16 protein-coding genes and 1 pseudogene are annotated in these 15,083 nt (G+C 53.7%); 6 read left to right on the forward strand and 11 right to left on the reverse strand.

The genetic code is table 11. The features are described from left to right. Positions 1–57: 57 nt before the first annotated feature. Together HWQ15_RS18660 and HWQ15_RS18665 are read right to left on the reverse strand one after the other, a co-directional pair. Complete coding sequence (locus tag HWQ15_RS18660; RefSeq protein WP_045621656.1) at positions 58–801, reverse strand: YoaK family protein; 744 nt, start codon at positions 799–801, stop codon at positions 58–60. A 299-nt stretch (positions 802–1,100) separates the two neighbouring features. Then, positions 1,101–2,228, reverse strand: coding sequence for an alpha/beta hydrolase (locus tag HWQ15_RS18665; RefSeq protein WP_074143603.1), 1,128 nt, complete (start codon positions 2,226–2,228; stop codon positions 1,101–1,103). Between the two features lie 114 nt (positions 2,229–2,342). Here HWQ15_RS18665 and HWQ15_RS18670 point away from each other — a divergent pair, with 114 nt between their 5' ends. Both HWQ15_RS18670 and catA read left to right on the forward strand, forming a co-directional pair. Next, positions 2,343–3,227, forward strand: coding sequence for a LysR family transcriptional regulator (locus HWQ15_RS18670; RefSeq protein ID WP_063149351.1), 885 nt, complete (start codon positions 2,343–2,345; stop codon positions 3,225–3,227). Between the two features lie 86 nt (positions 3,228–3,313). Continuing rightward, on the forward strand, positions 3,314–3,973 hold the full coding sequence (catA, locus tag HWQ15_RS18675; protein ID WP_023300000.1) for a type A chloramphenicol O-acetyltransferase: 660 nt from the start codon (positions 3,314–3,316) through the stop codon (positions 3,971–3,973). Positions 3,974–4,029: 56 nt separating this feature from the next. Here the strand turns inward: catA and HWQ15_RS18680 are convergent, their stop codons facing one another. The 7 genes and pseudogenes from HWQ15_RS18680 to HWQ15_RS18710 all read right to left on the reverse strand — a co-directional run bounded on the left by HWQ15_RS18680 (position 4,030) and on the right by HWQ15_RS18710 (position 10,426). Further along, complete coding sequence (locus tag HWQ15_RS18680; RefSeq protein WP_022647976.1) at positions 4,030–4,341, reverse strand: YebG family protein; 312 nt, start codon at positions 4,339–4,341, stop codon at positions 4,030–4,032. Positions 4,342–4,449: 108 nt separating this feature from the next. Further along, positions 4,450–5,065 (reverse strand): annotated as a pseudogene (dmsD, locus tag HWQ15_RS18685) (Tat proofreading chaperone DmsD). A 45-nt stretch (positions 5,066–5,110) separates the two neighbouring features. After that, the gene (locus tag HWQ15_RS18690) at positions 5,111–5,965 is read right to left on the reverse strand and encodes a dimethyl sulfoxide reductase anchor subunit family protein (RefSeq protein WP_063149346.1); all 855 of its coding nucleotides are present in this window, start codon (positions 5,963–5,965) and stop codon (positions 5,111–5,113) included. 1 nt (position 5,966) lies between these two features. Then, positions 5,967–6,584, reverse strand: a complete 618-nt coding sequence (locus tag HWQ15_RS18695; protein ID WP_063929058.1) for a DMSO/selenate family reductase complex B subunit — start codon at positions 6,582–6,584, stop codon at positions 5,967–5,969. Positions 6,585–6,594: 10 nt separating this feature from the next. Then, a complete protein-coding gene (gene ynfE / locus HWQ15_RS18700; RefSeq protein WP_023300003.1) occupies positions 6,595–9,033 on the reverse strand; it encodes a selenate/tellurate reductase subunit YnfE in 2,439 nt (812 codons plus the stop codon). A 130-nt stretch (positions 9,034–9,163) separates the two neighbouring features. Further along, on the reverse strand, positions 9,164–9,469 hold the full coding sequence (locus HWQ15_RS18705) for a DUF1161 domain-containing protein (RefSeq protein ID WP_006808860.1): 306 nt from the start codon (positions 9,467–9,469) through the stop codon (positions 9,164–9,166). Positions 9,470–9,571: 102 nt separating this feature from the next. After that, a complete protein-coding gene (locus tag HWQ15_RS18710) occupies positions 9,572–10,426 on the reverse strand; it encodes a beta-1,4-mannosyl-glycoprotein beta-1,4-N-acetylglucosaminyltransferase (RefSeq protein WP_023306114.1) in 855 nt (284 codons plus the stop codon). Between the two features lie 192 nt (positions 10,427–10,618). Here HWQ15_RS18710 and HWQ15_RS18715 point away from each other — a divergent pair, with 192 nt between their 5' ends. Then, positions 10,619–11,329, forward strand: a complete 711-nt coding sequence (locus tag HWQ15_RS18715) for a YnfC family lipoprotein (protein WP_045621666.1) — start codon at positions 10,619–10,621, stop codon at positions 11,327–11,329. Positions 11,330–11,346: 17 nt separating this feature from the next. On the opposite strand, the gene speG is transcribed toward HWQ15_RS18715, so the two are convergent. Together speG and HWQ15_RS18725 are read right to left on the reverse strand one after the other, a co-directional pair. Then, positions 11,347–11,907, reverse strand: coding sequence for a spermidine N1-acetyltransferase (gene speG / locus HWQ15_RS18720; protein ID WP_022647983.1), 561 nt, complete (start codon positions 11,905–11,907; stop codon positions 11,347–11,349). Then, positions 11,907–12,245: a DUF1283 family protein gene (locus HWQ15_RS18725; protein ID WP_023300007.1), complete on the reverse strand. Its 339-nt coding sequence runs from the start codon at positions 12,243–12,245 to the stop codon at positions 11,907–11,909. The genes speG and HWQ15_RS18725 overlap by 1 nt, the downstream gene beginning before the upstream one ends. A 150-nt stretch (positions 12,246–12,395) precedes the next feature. Between HWQ15_RS18725 and HWQ15_RS18730 the strand changes: the two genes are divergently transcribed. From HWQ15_RS18730 to HWQ15_RS18740, 3 genes are all read left to right on the forward strand, one after another. Beyond that, positions 12,396–12,722: a YnfA family protein gene (locus HWQ15_RS18730; protein ID WP_023300008.1), complete on the forward strand. Its 327-nt coding sequence runs from the start codon at positions 12,396–12,398 to the stop codon at positions 12,720–12,722. A gap of 111 nt (positions 12,723–12,833) precedes the next feature. Beyond that, a complete protein-coding gene (gene manD / locus HWQ15_RS18735; protein ID WP_063215913.1) occupies positions 12,834–14,048 on the forward strand; it encodes a D-mannonate dehydratase ManD in 1,215 nt (404 codons plus the stop codon). A gap of 14 nt (positions 14,049–14,062) precedes the next feature. Then, the gene (locus tag HWQ15_RS18740; protein WP_045309024.1) at positions 14,063–15,082 is read left to right on the forward strand and encodes a Zn-dependent oxidoreductase; all 1,020 of its coding nucleotides are present in this window, start codon (positions 14,063–14,065) and stop codon (positions 15,080–15,082) included. Position 15,083: the final 1 nt, after the last annotated feature.

A 15,083-nucleotide genomic window follows, 5' to 3' on the forward strand; every position in this document is an offset into this window, starting at 1 on the left:
ATAGTCTTAAAGAAGCACGCCTCAAGTGACAACGTCACTTGAGGCGTGCTGATCACCCTATCGACTAAGCGCGGCGCGTACCTTTCGAACGCGCCACGAGATACGAACGATTGAAAAGGCAGCGATAAACACCAGCATCAGGCCCAGTGCCAGCATCGCGTGGAATCCAAACTCTCTGAAGAGGATCAGCCCCGCAATCCCGCCGGTAATAAACGAGAAAAGGGTGGTTAAATGGGTTTTGAGCTGGCTCTTTTGCGCGGCCGTGTCTTTGGAATAATCCCGGCGCAGCATGGCGACCATAACGGAGGCCAGCGAAATGCCGGCATCGGTCAGCGTGCCGGTAATGTGCGTGGATCTCACCCGACCGCCGGAAAGCTGAGTTGAGGTGGAGTTATGAATTCCCATCAAACCGCACAGGAAAAGAATAATCTCCTGATTCGTGGCGAAGGAGTGAAAATACATTTCATAAAGGGATACCCCGGCAAGTAATAGCCCTTCAACAAATAAAACCTGGCTGAATATCAGCCTGACGTTATGGATAATTCCCCAGATAACAATAATCCGCGCAACAATGGCGCCAGTGACAAACGACAGAATAATGGCGCCAAAAAAAAGAATATCACTGAGATCGGTGGAGGAAACTTCGCTGGATAACTGCGATGTATTACCCGTCATATGAGAGGGGAAAAAGCCGAACGCGCCCAGCGCAATGGCATTCAGCAGTCCCGCGGAGGTCGCCAGCCAGAGTGCAAGACGACGATCCTCCTGATGCGTTCGTTCTTTCTTTAATTTAATCAGCAAAGAATACCTCCAGTTTGAGCTTTGCCTGACTTCTCAAGCTAACAAAGCGATGTCGCCGACTGACCAGGATATTGCTTAATTATTATTTCAACGGGAGGTATTCGAGGTTTTGTAATTAAATAAAATAACCCTGTTAATATAATGCCTTATTGCAGATGCCACGAGCAGACTTACGGGCAAAAATACTGTCCCAGTGTGCATGCTCGCTGTAGCGGGATGGGATTTGATTCAGTGTAGACATAGGTGTCATTCACGACGATGAGAAGAGATGCCCCCGTGATTTCCGGGGGCTTAGAGTGTTATTTCAGACTGGTTTTGAAGAACTGCTCAAACTGCGCGAACGGGATTTTTCCTGCGACGTTATCGTAGAGATCAACATGGTTTGCACCGGGAACAATCACCAGCTCTTTCTCTTTGCTGCCGACGGCCTTGAACGCATCCTCCGCAAAATAACGAGAGTGTGCGTTTTCACCGGTCACAATCAGCGTTGGGATAGTGATCTCCCCGGCATAGCTCAGCAGCGGCATATTCATAAAGGATAACGGCATGGTCGCAGTCCACGCGCCGGTGGAGTTTACGGAACGGGCATGGAAACCGCGCGGCATACGGTAGTAATCATAGAACTCTTTCAGTACCGGATGCGGATCGGTGGGCAGTGCTTCCGGCAGAATGCGCTCGGCCGCCGTCACCTTGCCATTCTCATCGACATTAATATCGTGGCCGCCATGGGCGAAAGTGCCGCTTTCAGCATCTTTCCAGCGCTGCGCGTTCAGATACTGCAACACGGCCCGACGATCGGCCGCTGAATAGCGATCTTTCCCGTTGCCCACCCCGTGACCCATCGCGCGGCTCATATCGTACATTACGCTGGTGGCGACCGCCTTCACGCGGGTATCCATGGATGCCGCGTTCAGCGCCATACCGCCCCAGCCGCAGATACCAAGAATGCCGATACGGTTACGGTCGACTTCTTTCTGTAACCCCAGGAAATCCACAGCGGCGCTAAAGTCTTCGGTGTTGATGTCAGGGGAGGCAACGTTACGCGGCTGGCCGCCACTTTCCCCCGTGTAGGATGGGTCGAAGGCCAGGGCCACGAACCCCTGCTCAGCCAGAGTCTGGGCGTACAGACCGCTGGATTGTTCTTTAACCGCACCGAACGGCCCACTGACGGCTATCGCCGCCAGTTTCTGGTCGCCGTGGTTCCTGGGAATGTACAGATCGCCCACCAGAGTGATCCCGTACCGGTTCTGGAACGTCACTTTGCGGTGGTTGACTTTATTGCTCTCGGCGAAGGTTTTATCCCAGGTTGTCACCATCGAAACGGGGGCGTTAGGATTTAGCGTTTCTGCATAACTCATTGTTGTCACTCCACTTAATGATGCATATAACAGCAGCGCAACGGACAGTTTTTGGGTGAATGTTTTCATAAGAGGTACCGTGTGTTGTTGTAATGAGGCCATTATAGTTAGCAGAAATAGTGCTGATTAGAGGCCTGAAGCTGCTAGGATTAATATCATTTTGTTATGAATCGATGAGGCATGATGGCGAAGCGGGAAAACTACAATGAGCTGTATCTGTTTATCCAGGTGGTGCGGGAGGGAAGTTTCACGGCAGCCGCGCAACGGCTCGGGCTGGCACAATCCGGGATCAGCCGATCGGTTCGCGAGCTGGAAGAGCGGCTGGGCGTTCAGCTTCTGGTGCGTACCACGCGCAAACTGTCGCTGACACACGCCGGGGAACAGCTTTACCAGACCGCCGGCTCCGCCTTTGATGCGCTTGATACCGGGTTGACCAGACTGGCGCATTATCGCCAGACGCCGTCCGGCACGGTGCGCATTAATGCCAGCCAGCACGCCATCGAAAAATGCCTGCTGCCAAAGCTCGCTATCTTCAAACAGCGTTACCCGGATATCCGTCTGGAATTGATGAATGAGAGCCGGTTCGTGGATATCATTGCCGAGCGATTCGACGCGGGCGTCCGGCTGGGGCCGGAGGTGGGACAAGGAATGATTGCGGTGCGCATCACGCCCGATATGGAGATGGCTGTGGTTGCCGCCCCGGCGCATTTTCGGCGCTATGGTTTCCCGCAGACGCCCGCCGATCTGGATGCTCATCCCTGCATTGCCTACCAGTTTGCCGACGGTAACCACTATCAATGGGAGCTTGTTCAGGACGGGAAGCGAGTTACGCACCGGCCTGAGGGGCAATGGGCCTTTTCCGACAGCTACATGGAGGCCGAAGCGGCCCGGTTGGAACTCGGGCTGGCCTATGTCCCGGTTGAGCTGGTGGCTGACGATCTGGAGCGTGGCACGCTTATACGCGTCTTACAGCGCTACAGCCCGCGGATGGAAGGGCTTTACCTCTATTATCCGCACCGCAACGTGTCCCCGGCGCTGAGAGCGGTTATTGATACGTTGAAAATTTAAGGCAGCCTCTGCTCGATGGTCTATACAGCTCCTGGGTTTGTGATACGCTACTATTTTATATAGCGCTGCTTAATTAAGGCAAAGAAATGACAAAAATAACGCCAGAATATACGGCTGTAGACTTATCGAGTTGGGCAAGGAAAGAACATTTTGAAGTCTTTCAGAGCTTTGCTCAATGCACGATTAACCAAACGGTTCAGCTGGATATCACTGCGCTGCTGAAACATATCAAACAGGTTGGCTGGAAATTTTATCCTTCGATTATTTCCCTTATTTCGACAGTCGTTAACCGCCATTCTGAGTTCCGTATGGCTATGAAGGATAATGAGCTTGTAATATGGAATGAGGTGCATCCCAGCTATACCCTTTTCCATAAAGAGACGGAGACGTTTTCATCATTATGGAGTCACTTCGACGGGAATATTCATCACTTTCAGAACGTTTATGCAGAAGACGTTTCTCGCTATGGTGATAATCTTGCCTACTGGCCCAAAGAAGAGTACCGGGAAAATATATTCTTCATATCGGATATTCCATGGGTCAGTTTTACCAGTTTTAATATCAACGTGGCTAACATGCAGAACTTTTTTGCGCCCATGTTCACGTTTGGAAAATACTTTAACCAGGATGGAAAAGTCTTGTTGCCTTTCGCCGTTCAGGTTCATCATTCTGTCTGTGATGGTTTCCATGTAGCCAGACTAATCAACGAGTTGCAAGAGTTGTGTGATAATTTACCGCACTATTAAGCCGCGAGCCGTTTCCGGCCCGCGGCAGCAGGACAGGTGATGAGTCGTTCTGACGATCAGGCGGCTTTGACGGCCCGGATTTTTTTGCTGCTATCCGCCTCTGGCGCTGTTTTATCCGTTGCAGCATTGAGCTCGGGAAGCTTGCTGGTACGCAGGATATGCTGCACGGACTCTTTCTGCTCGGCAAGATACAGACCAAGGTTTTCCGCCTGCGTTTCATCCATCTGCATTCCGCTTTGCAGCAGCCAGTCGGTGAACGCTTCTGCCATGTCGAGCAGTTTGTCGTGAGCGTCAGCCTCTTTCTTACTGGCAAAAGTCATTTTCTCTTCACCTTTTCTTACGACCACGAATTTTGTTTCAACAGCCATTTTGCACCTCCAGTACTGTAATTATATACAGTGTAGCAGTTCCGGATCTGCGTTGCAGCAAAAATGTCCGAACCTGGCTTACACAACGGATGTACAAGCCAGGAGCTGTTATCGGTACAGCGTTTTTTCTGCAATCGGGATCAGCAAAGTGGACTGCCATTCTGCCAGCGTCAGCTGGGCAAGTTTACCCAGCGCCGTATAGAACGGATGGGCCGCGTTTTCAACGAATACGCTAAGGAAACGCGTGCTCCACGGCAGCAGATGCCAGGCCATAAGCTGGTCGCGTTCTGTGTCGCGACCGTTCTCGGCAAGCCATGCCGCCAGCATCAGCAACGTTCCGAAGTGATCTTCCGGCTCATTCTGCTGCATCTCAAAGGCGATATGGTTTTCACGCATCCACTGGCGCAATGCAAGGGTCGAATCGCCAAACAGCACGGACTCGCGATCGAGCCAGACGGAGCCCCACGGGGGGGGCGGGCAGGGCATACGGGCCAATAAACAGACGCTGCCAGGCGTCTTTCAACGCTTCGTCCGACGGGTTCTTAAACATACTGGCCACGGGCTGCAGGCTTTCCTGCGCCAGCGGCCAGTCCTGCATCCAGTCACCTGCGGTCAGGGCACTCACCAGCGGTGCGGTCTGCTCGCTGTCAGGGGCAAAATAAAACAGCGCGCCCAGTACCCGGGCGCTGAACGCGAACGATTCGCGGTGTGAGACGTCATTCATTACAACTTTCCTTACTTGTGCGCGGGGGTAGCCCGCGCACCTGTGTTAACCTGCAATTGCTAACCCTGCGGTCATATGCAAACCATAAAATAGCCCACGGCCAATCATTTCACCCCCCGCCACCAGCACGAAACCTGCAAACAGGCCGAGCGTTTTCGGTTCCTGACGACGAATAAGCGGACAGATCCAGCAGCCTAAACCCGCCGCCAGCAGCGCGATGCGCCATACCTGAAGCGAACCATAATCCGGCAGCAGGGCGTTAGCCTGCTGGATAGAACTCTGGATCGTCCCCAGCGTATTGCTTTGCAACACGACGACCGCCACGCAGGCGATGAGTGCCAGTACGCTGACAGACGCGGCAAGGGTACCTTTGTATGTCACGTTTGCGACCCGCAGAAGCAGCGCGGCCAGCATCGGGCCAGTAAGAGCCATCGTCAGGAAGAAGGCCAACGTGGTGTAGCCCGTATACCAGGTCGGTACGGTATCGATCTGATAGACCCGGGTCATAGCCCAGACAAAAACGACACCCAGGAGCTGGCTGACAACCAGCCAGATTTTGCCTAAAGCTGGGGGCATTTTACCGATAACCGACACCAGCCACCAGAAACCGCCCACGGCAAAGAAGATCGAACCCGCCGCGATCTCATTACTCAGCGCTGACGTTCCCACGCGGTTAAGCGAGTTGAAGGCGCGCAGCGGGGAGCCAAGATGCAGTACCGAGGCCATAAACCCAATACCCATTACCAGCCAGAGAAAAAACAGGCTGCGCACGATGCGTATTCTGGCCTTGTCATCACGTTCATTCAGCCAGGCGAAGCCCATCACGATTAATGCGCCAGCCACGCACTGCCCGAAAACGGTGAAGATCACCAGCGGCCATTCATGCCATCCACTTCCCATCTCACACCTCCTTCGGGTTTGCCAGGTAGCCGGTGGTGTCACCCGTCGGACGGCTGTTGGCGTTAGGTTTAATCACAATACTCGGCTTCGTGAAGTGCGCAGACGGCAGCGGCGCGACCGCAGCAAGCTGGCCGTGTTTTTTGCGCAGCTCTTCAATCGGGCCTAAGTCCAGCGCGCGCAGCGGGCAGGACTCGACGCAGATGGGCTTTTTGCCGTCCGCCACGCGGCTGTGGCAGCCGTCGCACTTGGTCATGTGGCCTTTAGCCGCGTTATACTGCGGCGCACCGTACGGGCAGGCCATGTGGCAGTAGCGACAGCCGATGCAGACATCCTCGTTCACCACCACAAAACCGTCGTCTCGCTTGTGCATTGCCCCGCTCGGGCAGACCTTAGTGCAGGCCGGATCTTCGCAGTGGTTGCAGGCAATCGACAGGTAATAGGCGAAGACGTTCTGATGCCAGACGCCGTTATCCTCCTGCCAGTCGCCGCCCGCGTATTCATAAATACGACGGAAGCTGACGTCCGGGGTCAGATCTTTGTAATCCTTGCAGGCCAGCTCGCAGGTTTTACACCCGGTGCAGCGGCTGGAATCAATAAAAAATCCATACTGGGTTGTCATCGGTTAATCCTTATGCCTTCTCGATCTGCACCAGGTTCGTGTGCTGCGGATTGCCTTTCGCCAGCGGTGACGGGCGGTGTGTGGTCAGGGTATTGATGCAGGAGCCGTGATCGACACGATCGCCGTTCATGTTGGCGTCATGCCAGGCGCCCTGGCCCATCGCGCTCACACCAGGCATGATGCGCGGGGTGACTTTGGCGGCAATGCGCACTTCGCCGCGATCGTTAAACACGCGCACCGTGTCACCGTTTTTAATGCCGCGCTTCTCGGCGTCTACAGGGTTAAGCCACACCTCCTGGCGACAGGCGGCCTGGAGCACATCCACGTTGCCGTAGCTGGAGTGGGTACGGGCTTTAAAGTGGAAACCGAACAGTTGCAGCGGGAATTTGCTGCGCTCGGGCGCGTCCCAGCCTTCAAAGGTTGAGGTATAGACCGGTAGCGGGGTGATGGTTTCGTCTTTTTGCAGTTCCCAGGTTGCCGCAATATCCGCCAGCTTGCTGGAGTAGATCTCGATTTTCCCCGACGGGGTTTTCAGCGGATTGGCATCCGGATCGTCACGGAATTTTTTATAGGCCACAAAATGTCCATTTGGATCTTTGCGCTTATAAATACCCATTTTTTTCAGCGCGTCGTAGGACGGCAGCAGCGGATCTTTGGCAACCATTTTGGCGTAAAGGTAGCGCAGCCACTGCTCCTGCGTACGGCCTTCGGTGAATTTCTGATAGACATCCGGTCCGAGACGTTTCGCTACTTCGCTCATGATCCAGTAGATGGGCTTGCGCTCGAACTTCGGGGCGGTTACCGGCTGGAGGAAAATCAGGTATCCCATGTTGCCGGCGTAATCGTTGGGGATGATATCTTCCTGCTCAACGGTCATCAGGTCCGGCAGGACAATATCGGCATACTTCGCGGACGAGGTCATGAAGTTGTCGATAACGACGATCGTTTCGCACTTACTCTCATCCTGCAAAATGTCGTGAGTTTTGTTGATATCAGAGTGCTGGTTGATGATGGTATTACCCGCATAGTTCCAGATGAACTTGATCGGCACATCCAACTTATCCTTACCGCGTACGCCGTCGCGCAGGGCGGTCATCTCCGGTCCACGCACGATGGCATCCGTCCAGCTGAAGCAGGAGATTTGCGTTTTCACAGGATTTTCCGGCAGCGGCATACGTTCGATGGTGATGGTGTAGGTCGATTCGCGCGCGCCGCTGTTGCCGCCGTTAATGCCGACGTTGCCGGTCAGGATCGGCAGCATGGCGATGGCGCGGGATGTCTGCTCGCCGTTGGCCTGACGCTGCGGGCCCCAGCCCTGGCAAATGTAGGCCGGTTTTGCCGAACCGATTTCACGGGCCAGCTTAATGATGCGATCGGCAGGAATGCCTGTAATGCGCGACGCCCATTCCGGGGTTTTCGCGGTTTTGTCATCACCCTGGCCGAGAATATAGGCTTTGTAATGACCGTTAACAGGTGCGCCTTCCGGCAGGGTTTTTTCGTCATAACCTACGCAGTATTTATCGAGGAAGGGCTGATCGACGAGGTTTTCATTAATCAGCACCCACGCAATACCTGCCACCAGTGCGGCATCGGTGCCCGGACGAATCGGGATCCACTCGTCTTCGCGGCCTGCGGCGGTGTCGGTGTAGCGCGGATCGATAACGATCATTCGTGCGTTAGACCGTTCACGTGCCTGTTCAAGGTAGTAAGTGATCCCGCCGCCGCTCATGCGCGTTTCTGCCGGATTATTGCCGAACATCACCACCAGTTTGGTGTTTTCGATATCCGATGTACTGTTGCCGTCGTTGCTGCCGTAGGTGTAGGGCATTGCGCAGGCGATCTGCGCGGTGCTGTAGGTGCCGTAGTGGCTGAGGAAGCCGCCGTAGCAGTTCATCAGGCGTGCCACCAGCGAGGCGTAAGGGGAGGAGCGGGTGATATTGCCGCCGACAATTCCGGAGGAGTAGTTAATGTAGACCGCTTCGTTGCCGTATTTTTCGACCACGCTTTTCAGGCTCGCGGCGATGGTGTCCAGCGCTTCTTCCCAGGTGATACGTTCAAACTTGCCTTCTCCGCGTTTGCCCACGCGTTTCATCGGATAGTTCAGACGGTCTGGATGATTAATGCGACGGCGAATTGAACGGCCTCGCAGGCAGGCGCGAACCTGATGGTTGCCGTAAACATCCTCGCCGGTATTATCCGTTTCAACCCAATAGACTTCGTCATCGCGAACGTGCAGACGTAGCGCGCAGCGGCTACCGCAGTTTACCGAGCAGGCGCCCCAGACGACTTTATCTTCCGCTGGCTGAATAGCGGTCTGCACTGCGGCGGCGGCGCTTTTCAGACCAAAAGGCAATGCGATCCCACCGGCGGCAAGCGCCAGAGATCCTATGGCAGTAGATTTAACCAGAGTTCGACGGCTTATCCCGTCGTGATGTTCAACTTCGGACATAACTCACCCCATCATTGTTAATAATTATTTTCACCCGTGACTACAACCGGGCTAATGATGGGGGGAGTGTTACTTATTTAGAGGTATTAAATATTAATCCTCGTCAACTCAGGGGAATTGAGTGGGAAAATCATTGCGGCTCAGCGGGTGCATTCTCCTGCGTACCTGCACCGCTTACCGGGTAGTTTCCGCTACTGGTGCGAGTGTACAAAATTTTGAAAGTATCGTTGGCGCAATGCCCAACGACCTGCGCATCCGGCTGGTCGGCCTGATCGTTCGGCACGATGTTCAGGGTAAAGCCAGACTCCGGTACGCCGTTGTTGATAATTTTCTGCTGAATGTCGCTTTTCACGCGCTCGCAGGAGTCCGGGGCCGCAAGAATAGCAGGTGAAGCACTCATTAACAGCAGGGCGGTAATCCAGGGTAACCGTTTCATCTGTAGCTCCTTTTCACTGTGTAGACTGTAAGCATAGCAGGGTTAGGGTAAGCTTTTGTTTTTGTGTCTCTCTTTCTGAATTGTCCTGGAGCCCCGCCTGCGTCATAAAATAAATTGCGAATAATGGTGCTGATTGTCTACCAGATAAGAAGGCAGGGTGCGTTTTGATACCTCTTGCCTGACCAGTTTTCGGTCTCGTCCCCAGATATCTTCGGCGTTGGTGATAACCTTCATAATATGTTCCGGGTTATTAAATTCCGGCAGATCGTATTCGGTATGAGAAATGGTAGACATTTTTTCGGAAATTCTTTCTGGGGTCATTACCCAGGAGAAATGCCAGCCGCCATCTTTCACAACCTTATTATTGATTTTTAGCCAGTTCCATTTAAACCATGACCAGTTTTTATCTTTGCGTGCCCGCTTCCAGTTTCTGAAAGATTCAGGCTCACCGTGGAAGAAATGCTTAAGGTTGTAATAGGACGTCGCGCGGGGCAAGGTACATTTTCTCGGCGTACCATCCATGTTGTGAACCTGAAGATTAAACTGATAGTTGAACACGTTTTGATGAATAGTCGTGCAGAGCGCGCGTGGATTAATGGCCCTGACCGTCTCGGGAGAGAAAATTTCATCAACGTCTGACACCAGAATCAGATCGTCGTCTGCCGCGTCTTTTAACCCATTCATAATGGAGTTGCGAAGCGCTGCTTCATTTGCCCAGGCATCAACCTGGTTATTGTCAGCACTGTTTAAAATAGGCTGCGCGTCAAAAGGCACGTAAATAATTTTGTCTCTGAATTTGGCAAACTTCGTAATATCGAAATGTAATTCTCGCGGTATGCCCGTAAAAGAGTGTGTTGCTTCTACAATGACAAAACGGTCAACGACATCAGCGAGCGTATGTAATCTGATGTCGAGCAACATATCTTCGTCATAGTACAAAAAACAGTCGTAAATCATGATGTTAACCTGAAAAGTTAAGAATCTAATTTTATAATAATGTGGAATCTTCCGCGCCCAAAGTAGCCACTTTGGCAGGTCTCGTCAATGCAAACGACGGATTTATACAGCGTAAAGAGTCAAATGAAGAGCTGTTATGTAAGTTGCTGTATTTGCTAATATGATTGTATCTCTCTCTGAACGGTAAATGATGTGAATAAATACGCAGCGATAACGCTACTGGCAACGGTACTGGTGGGATGTGACAACAACACCGCGCCGCTGTCATTTACGCCGGAGATGGCGAGCTTTTCGAACGAGTTTGACTTTGACCCTCTGCGCGGGCCGGTGAAAGATTTTACCCAGACGCTGTTGAACGATAAGGGTGAAGTCTCTAAACGCGTGACCGGAACGATGTCGTCGGAGGGGTGTTTCGATACCCTTGAACTGCACGATCTGGAGGCTAACACGGGCGTTGCGCTGGTGCTGGATGCTAACTACTACGTCGATGCGGAAACCCAGCAGCAGAAGGTGAAGTTGCAGGGAAAATGTCAGCTGGCGGAACTGCCGTCTGCCGGCCTGACGTGGGACACCGACGATAACGGGTTTGTGGTTGCCGCGCACAGCAAAGAGATGGAAGTGAAGTACCAGTATGATACCGACGGCTACCCGCTCGGTAAAACCACGGTCTCCGGCGACCAGCGTTTATCGGTCAAATCGATGCCGTCGAAAGATCTGCGTAAGCGCATGGATTATACGGCGGTAAGCCTGTTGAACGATAAACCGATGGGCAATGTAAAGCAGAGTTGCGATTACGATCGCCACAACAACCCGGTGAGCTGTGAGCTGGTGATCACCGATGACAGCGTTAAACCTGCCATTGAGCGCAAGTACACCATCAAAAACAGCATTGAATATTATTAAGAATAAAACCGCGCAGGTTACTGCGCGGTGGGTTTAAGCAGGTTGGCGGAGGAGGATTTATGCCCGGCCAGATGCTGATGCTGGAAAATGCACATGCGGATGGTGTTACGGTATTCGCCATTAATAAAGAACTCATGGATCAGTTCACCTTCCACCATAAAGCCGAGCTTACGGTAGATATGAATCGCTTTTTCGTTCTCTTTATCGACGATGAGGTAAAGCTTGTAGAGATTCAGGACGTTAAACCCATAATCCATCGCCAGCTTTGCCGCCCGCGACGCAAGACCTTTCCCCTGGTGCTCCGGTGAAATAATGATCTGAAATTCCGCCCGACGGTGAACATGGTTGATCTCAACCAGTTCAACCAGCCCGGCTTTCTCACCTTCGCACTCCACCACAAACCGGCGTTCACTCTGATCGTGGATATGCTTATCGTAGAGATCGGACAGCTCGACGAAGGCCTCGTAAGGCTCTTCAAACCAGTAGCGCATTACGCTGGCATTGTTGTCGAGCTGGTGGACAAAGCGTAAATCTTCGCGCTCCAGCGGACGGAGCTTAACGTCACACGGCGTCGACATTACGGTGCTACCGTGCGGCCAGTGCGACGATCCAGACAGCGCAGGGTGTTAGGCTCCCAGTAAGCGTTGACGTTGGCACTTTGCTGGCATTTGTCGCGGGCATCAAACGCGACGTCTTCTTTATCCCACTCTTTTTCCACGCGCTTATTCACTTTCTGACGCAGGCTGCGGGTGTCATTCCATTGTTCTTTGTCCATGGCGGCGTTCTGACGGCTTTGCGCGCTGTCACCAGACTCAATGATGAGTTTGCTGGTTTCGGCTGATGCCGTTGCGGCGAAGGCGAACGAGGACAGCGCCAGTGCGGCTGTCAGACAAAGGCGTTTGCTTAATGTAGTCATAGCGTTTCCTTTAAACGGGTGCAGACAATCGGATTACCCCGTTGGATTCTACACCAATCCGAAAGGGTGTCATACCCGCGCGGCAGGTATGGGAACGATGAGAGCATTATCGCGTATGATGTCTAAATCAATCCTCACGAAACGAGAAAAATGTTCAAAACGACGCTGCTTTTTTTCGCGACCGCGCTGTGTGAAATCATCGGATGCTTTTTGCCGTGGCTCTGGCTAAAGCGGGGCGCTTCCGCGCTGCTGCTGATCCCGGCGGGTGTGTCCCTGGTTCTTTTCGTCTGGCTGCTCACCCTGCATCCGGCCGCCAGCGGGCGGGTTTATGCGGCCTACGGAGGGGTGTACGTCTGTACTGCGCTGCTGTGGCTGCGCTTTGTCGATGGCATCAGGCTAAGCCTGTATGACTGGGCAGGCGCGCTGGTTGCCCTGTGCGGCATGTTGATCATCGTGGCCGGCTGGGGACGCGCATAGTCGTCCTCATAGTGTGATCGCCCGCTGATTTTTCGATCGTTATACTTGTATGGTAGTAGTGTAGTTGCGTAAATTTCCTGCATCACAACGAGCGATGTAAGGAAATGGATTATGAAGATTGTCGGGGCTGAAGTATTTGTCACCTGCCCGGGGCGTAACTTTGTCACCCTTAAAATCACCACCGATGAGGGCATTGTCGGCCTGGGTGATGCCACGCTTAACGGACGTGAACTTTCCGTTGCCTCCTACCTGAAAGATCACCTGTGCCCTCAGCTGATTGGCCGCGATGCGCACCGCATCGAAGATATCTGGCAGTTCTTCTATAAAGGCGCGTACTGGCGTCGTGGCCCGGTCACCATGTCAGCGATTTCTGCCGTGGATATGGCGCTGTGGGACATCAAAGCGAAAGCCGCGAACATGCCGCTCTATCAACTTCTGGGCGGAGCCTCCCGGGAAGGGGTGATGGTTTATTGTCATACCACCGGGCACACCATTGACGACGTACTGGAAGATTATGCCCGTCATAAAGAGATGGGCTTCAAGGCTATTCGCGTGCAGTGCGGTGTGCCGGGGATGAAAACCAACTATGGTATGTCTAAAGGAAAAGGGCTGGCGTATGAGCCTGCAACCAAGGGCGACTGGCCGGACGAGCAGCTTTGGTCCACCGAGAAATACCTCGACTTTACGCCGAAACTGTTCGACGCAGTGCGCAGTCAGTTCGGCTTCAACGAACATCTCCTTCACGACATGCACCACCGTCTGACGCCCATCGAAGCGGCGCGATTCGGCAAAAGCATTGAAGAGTACCGCCTGTTCTGGATGGAAGATCCGACTCCCGCTGAAAACCAGGAGTGTTTCCGCCTGATCCGCCAGCACACCGTCACGCCCATTGCGGTGGGGGAAGTGTTCAACAGCATCTGGGACTGCAAGCAGCTGATTGAAGAGCAGCTCATTGACTATATTCGCGCCACCATAACCCATGCGGGCGGCATTACCGGGATGCGTCGCATTGCTGACTTTGCCTCACTCTACCAGGTGCGCACCGGCTCACACGGCCCGTCGGATCTGTCGCCGATTTGCCACGCCGCGGCACTGCATTTTGACCTGTGGGTACCGAACTTTGGCGTGCAGGAATATATGGGGTATTCAGAGCAGATGCTGGAAGTGTTCCCGCACAGCTGGCGCTTCGATAACGGCTATATGCACCCGGGCGACAAGCCAGGGCTGGGCATTGAGTTTGATGAGAAGCTGGCAGCGAAATACCCGTACGAACCGGCCTGTCTGCCGGTGGCCCGTCTGGAAGACGGCACCCTCTGGAACTGGTAAACGAGGAGCGAATGATGAAAAGCGTAGTGATCCAACAGCCGAATATGCTGGTGATTGAGGAGCGTCCTCTCCCGTTGCCGGGCGCAGGCGACGTCCGCGTCAGAATTAAACTCGCCGGTATCTGCGGTTCAGACAGCCATATCTATCGCGGGCATAACCCGTTTGCGAAATACCCGCGGGTAATCGGTCACGAGTTCTTTGGCGAAATAGACGCGGTTGGCGAAGGTGTGGAGAGCACCCGACTGGGCCAGCGCGTGTCTGTGGATCCGGTGATCAGCTGCGGGCACTGCTACCCGTGTTCCGTCGGAAAACCGAACGTTTGTACCTCGCTGGTGGTGCTGGGCGTCCACCGTGACGGTGGCTTCAGCGAATACGCCGTCGTGCCGGCGAAAAATGCCTGGCACATTCCGGATGCGATCCCTGACAAACACGCGGTGATGGTTGAGCCTTTCACCATTGCCGCCAACGTGACGGGGCAGGCGAAACCCACCGAACAGGACGTGGCGCTGATCTACGGCGCAGGCCCGATGGGGCTGGTCACCGTGCAGGCGCTAAAGGGCGTTTACAAGGTGAAGCAGGTCATCGTGGTGGATCGCATTGATGAGCGGCTGGGGATGGCGCAACGCAGCGGCGCAGACTGGGTCTTCAACAACAGCGAGCACTCATTACAGGCCGCGCTGGATGAAAAAGGCATCAAGCCGACGTTAATCATCGATGCTGCCTGTCATCCGTCCATTTTGCAGGAAGCGATTACGCTGGCGTCTCCGGCGGCGCGCATCGTGCTGATGGGCTTCTCCAGCGACCCGAGCCAGATCGTGCAACAGGGGATCACCGGCAAAGAGCTGTCGATCTTCTCTTCGCGCCTGAATGCCAACAAATTTCCGGTGGTCATTGACTGGCTGGAAAAAGGGCTGATCGACCCTGAAAAACTGGTCACCCATACATTTGACTATCACCACGTTACAGACGCCATCGAACTGTTTGAAAAAGACCAGCGGCAGTGCTGCAAAGTCTTGCTCACGTTCGACCAATAAT

This window comes from Enterobacter sp. DSM 30060, assembly GCF_013375955.1.
Classification (GTDB): domain Bacteria; phylum Pseudomonadota; class Gammaproteobacteria; order Enterobacterales; family Enterobacteriaceae; genus Enterobacter; species Enterobacter intestinihominis.